The organism is Streptomyces sp. NPDC001027, from assembly GCF_040299045.1.
Taxonomy (GTDB): Bacteria; Actinomycetota; Actinomycetes; order Streptomycetales; family Streptomycetaceae; genus Streptomyces.
On record NZ_JBEPBI010000472.1, the window covers coordinates 1 to 2867 of the forward strand.

General features: G+C 69.1%; 2 protein-coding genes and 1 pseudogene. 1 reads left to right on the top strand and 2 read right to left on the bottom strand.

What is annotated here, in order from left to right; translation table 11 throughout:
* Nucleotides 1-141: pseudogene (locus ABT300_RS42885) on the bottom strand (NADP-dependent oxidoreductase); the annotation flags it as partial.
* Nucleotides 142-291: 150 nt separating this feature from the next.
* On the opposite strand from ABT300_RS42885, the gene ABT300_RS42890 reads away from it, so the two are divergent.
* A complete protein-coding gene (locus ABT300_RS42890; RefSeq protein WP_351688272.1) occupies nucleotides 292-801 on the top strand; it encodes a winged helix-turn-helix transcriptional regulator in 510 nt (169 codons plus the stop codon).
* Between the two features lie 239 nt (nucleotides 802-1040).
* Here the strand turns inward: ABT300_RS42890 and ABT300_RS42895 are convergent, their stop codons facing one another.
* Nucleotides 1041-1322 (bottom strand): hypothetical protein, encoded by a 282-nt coding sequence (locus ABT300_RS42895; RefSeq protein WP_351688275.1) that lies wholly within the window; start codon nucleotides 1320-1322, stop codon nucleotides 1041-1043.
* Nucleotides 1323-2867: the final 1545 nt, after the last annotated feature.

The window sequence follows — 2867 nt, forward strand, 5'->3', positions numbered from 1 at the left end:
GTCGCGGACCATCTTGTCCAGCGGGTTGACGCTGGCGGCGCTCACCTTGACCAGCACGTCCCGTTCTCCGACGGTGGGCTCGGGTACCTCTGCGGCGCGCACGCCGTCCTTGCCGTACTTCCCGACGGCGAAGGCCTTCATGTCGGCCGCCTTTCTGCGTGGGTGTCTCAGTGGTCGATGTAATTCGTCGCGCAGGTCCCCTGCGCACCCGATGTGTAGGGGGAGCTGCCAGCCATGGACGTTACCTTCTGAGTATAGAAAAATAAACTTAGAAGAGGTTAGTATCACTTCATGGATGCGAGGACCGACACTCTTCAGGACGCCGACAGGGACCCCCGGCTCGACCGGGACGTGTCGAACTGCTCGATCGCCCGGACCCTGGAGGTGGTGGGTGAGAAGTGGACGATCCTGATCCTGCGCGAGGTCTGGTACGGCTCGTCGCGCTTCGGCGACTTCGAACGCGTGCTGGGCTGTCCTCGCAACCTGCTCGCGTCCCGGCTCCGGATGCTCGTGGAAGAGGGGATCCTGGCCGCGGAGACGTACAAGGAGCCGGGCTCGCGGAGCCGGCCGAAGTATGTGATCACGCCCAAGGGCATGGATCTGGTCCCGGCCGTGATGGGACTCCTGCAGTGGGGCGATCGCTACCGCGCCGACCCGGAGGGGCCGGCCGTGCTGGCGCGTCACCGTGAATGCGGCGCACACGTCGACGTCCAGCTCCGCTGCGAAGAGGGGCACGCCGTGCAGGCGGAAGACATCGAGAGCCTCCCCGGTCCGGCGTTCCGCCTGCGGCCCGGCGTCTGAGCGGCGCGTCGCGGCCCCGGCGGCCTGCGAGGCCACGTGGGCGACCTTCGGCGAGACGACGGGTCCCGGCGTCGACAGGCCAGGGATCCGCCCCCGGACTGCCTCCACTGAGCGGCCTCGCCCTCGCGCGCCGGACGGGAGAGCCGCGCCAAGGACCTCGGCATCATGAACATCGGCTCGATCGTTCCCCCGGCTCTCGCCCCGTTGATCGCCGGAGCGATCATCGGCTCGGAACACGGCTACCCGCTCCTTTTCGCGCTCGTGGGCGCGTCCGCCGCGGTCGGAGCGGTCCTCGCGTCACCGGGGATGGGGCCACTGGGGTCGGCGTTCCACACCATGACGCCCGCGTAGGCGCCGTCGTTGTACGCAGCGATGGCGAAACTCCCGTCGGACGACGCCGCCGTCTTCTTGAAGGTCCAGCTGGCTGCTGCCGCGCCGGTCGTTCCGAGGGTGAGCGAGGCCCCGACCGTCATGACGGTCGCAGCGAGCAAAGTGGCGAACCGGTCTCTCATCTTCGTCATCACAAGCCCTCCCGTGTCGAGAACGTTCAGTCAGAGAGACCGGCGGACGGTCTCGTCGACGTCATTGCGGTTCGGTGCAGAGTCTGTTGGCGATGCGTCCACAAAAGGCGCTGGCCCGTGCCGGCTGCGGCAGAAGGCCCGCCGATCAGAGAACCGGCCGCGGCGATCATCGTCGCCGGCCCGTGCATGGAGCCGCGGAAACCCGCATCTCGGTGCCGCCCACGGTCTCCCCATGCAGCTCAAGGCCAGACGGATGCCGACACGCGAAATGCTCCCGCAGAAGTCAGGGGCTTCATGGCGACGAACGACGGATGCTCGGCGACCCTTACCATGCGCTGCCTGACGTGGACGGTCCGTGGACTTCCTGGCTCTGACTCTGCAGCGCACGGTCGGCAACGCCGCCTTCGTCCGACTGCTGCGCGAGGGCGCGCGTCGGGGAGGCCAGGAACGGTCCGAGCCCAGCGCCCATCCCAGCGCAGACAGTGCTCCGCGGCAAGCGTCCCCGTCGAGGGATGCCTCTCGGCCCGCAGGACCCTCGTGCACGCCATGCGTCGCAGGCAGCACCGCCGGTGGTGGCGATCGCCCGCAGAGCAGCAACTCGATCTCTTGCTGAACGTGGGCCCGGACGGCCTCGGCGGGGATGACCTGGCGTCGTGTTCAGGCCCGCGGCGGGGGAGCGCCCCTGGACGTCGATGCCGCCTGACGGGTCGCCCTGCGCCGGAAGCCGAGGTCGCGAACCAGCGGCCCACCGTCGTCATGTCGGGATTCGACCCGGAGGACGTCGTTCGGATCGACGCTTCCGGGTTACGGCTACTGCCGGCACCTGAACACGCCTATACCCGCGCGCTGTTGGCGGCCGTGCCTCGCGAAGGGTGGCACCCGGTCCGCCGAGCTTTCGATGTGCGCCGCCACAGCGCAGTTGACGGCGGTATGAGTGCGGGTGTGACGTCCTCTGCTGCAACTTCGAGGACCACGGGTGCGGCCATTCACCACCTGGCCCGGGACCGAGGGAGTGGCCGCAACGGCGAACACCGGCTTCCTGGAACGTCCTCAGGCCGCGACAAAACCGCGGCCGACGCGGCAGGCGAGAACGCTTCCGGCGCTCGGGACTGCGCGGCCTCCGGCACCTGCATGAAAGGGGGCGAAGAGGTGGAACACGAGGACGAAACGCCGTGGCAGAGCCTGGTCGCCCGTCTGGTGGAGGTGGTGCTGCAAGCGGGGGCCTGGGCCGCTCGCGGGCCGGGTTCACCAGCAAGATCCACCTGAGCGCGGATGGCCCCTGCCGTCCGGTGCCCCTGGTCGTCACCGGTGAACAGCGGGCGGACCGTACCCAGTTCAAGCCGGTCCTGGAGGAGATTCGTATCCCCAGGACCGGCCGGGGCAGGCCGCGCAAGAAGCCCGACAGCCTGGCGGCCGACAGGGCCTACAGCAACGGACGCTGGCGCGAGTACCGGACCGCGCCGCATCCGGGGACGTCAAACGCCTCGCCCTGCGCATCTCCGCGGCGCAGGGGCCCGAGATCAAGGCCATGGAGGCCTGGCTCAC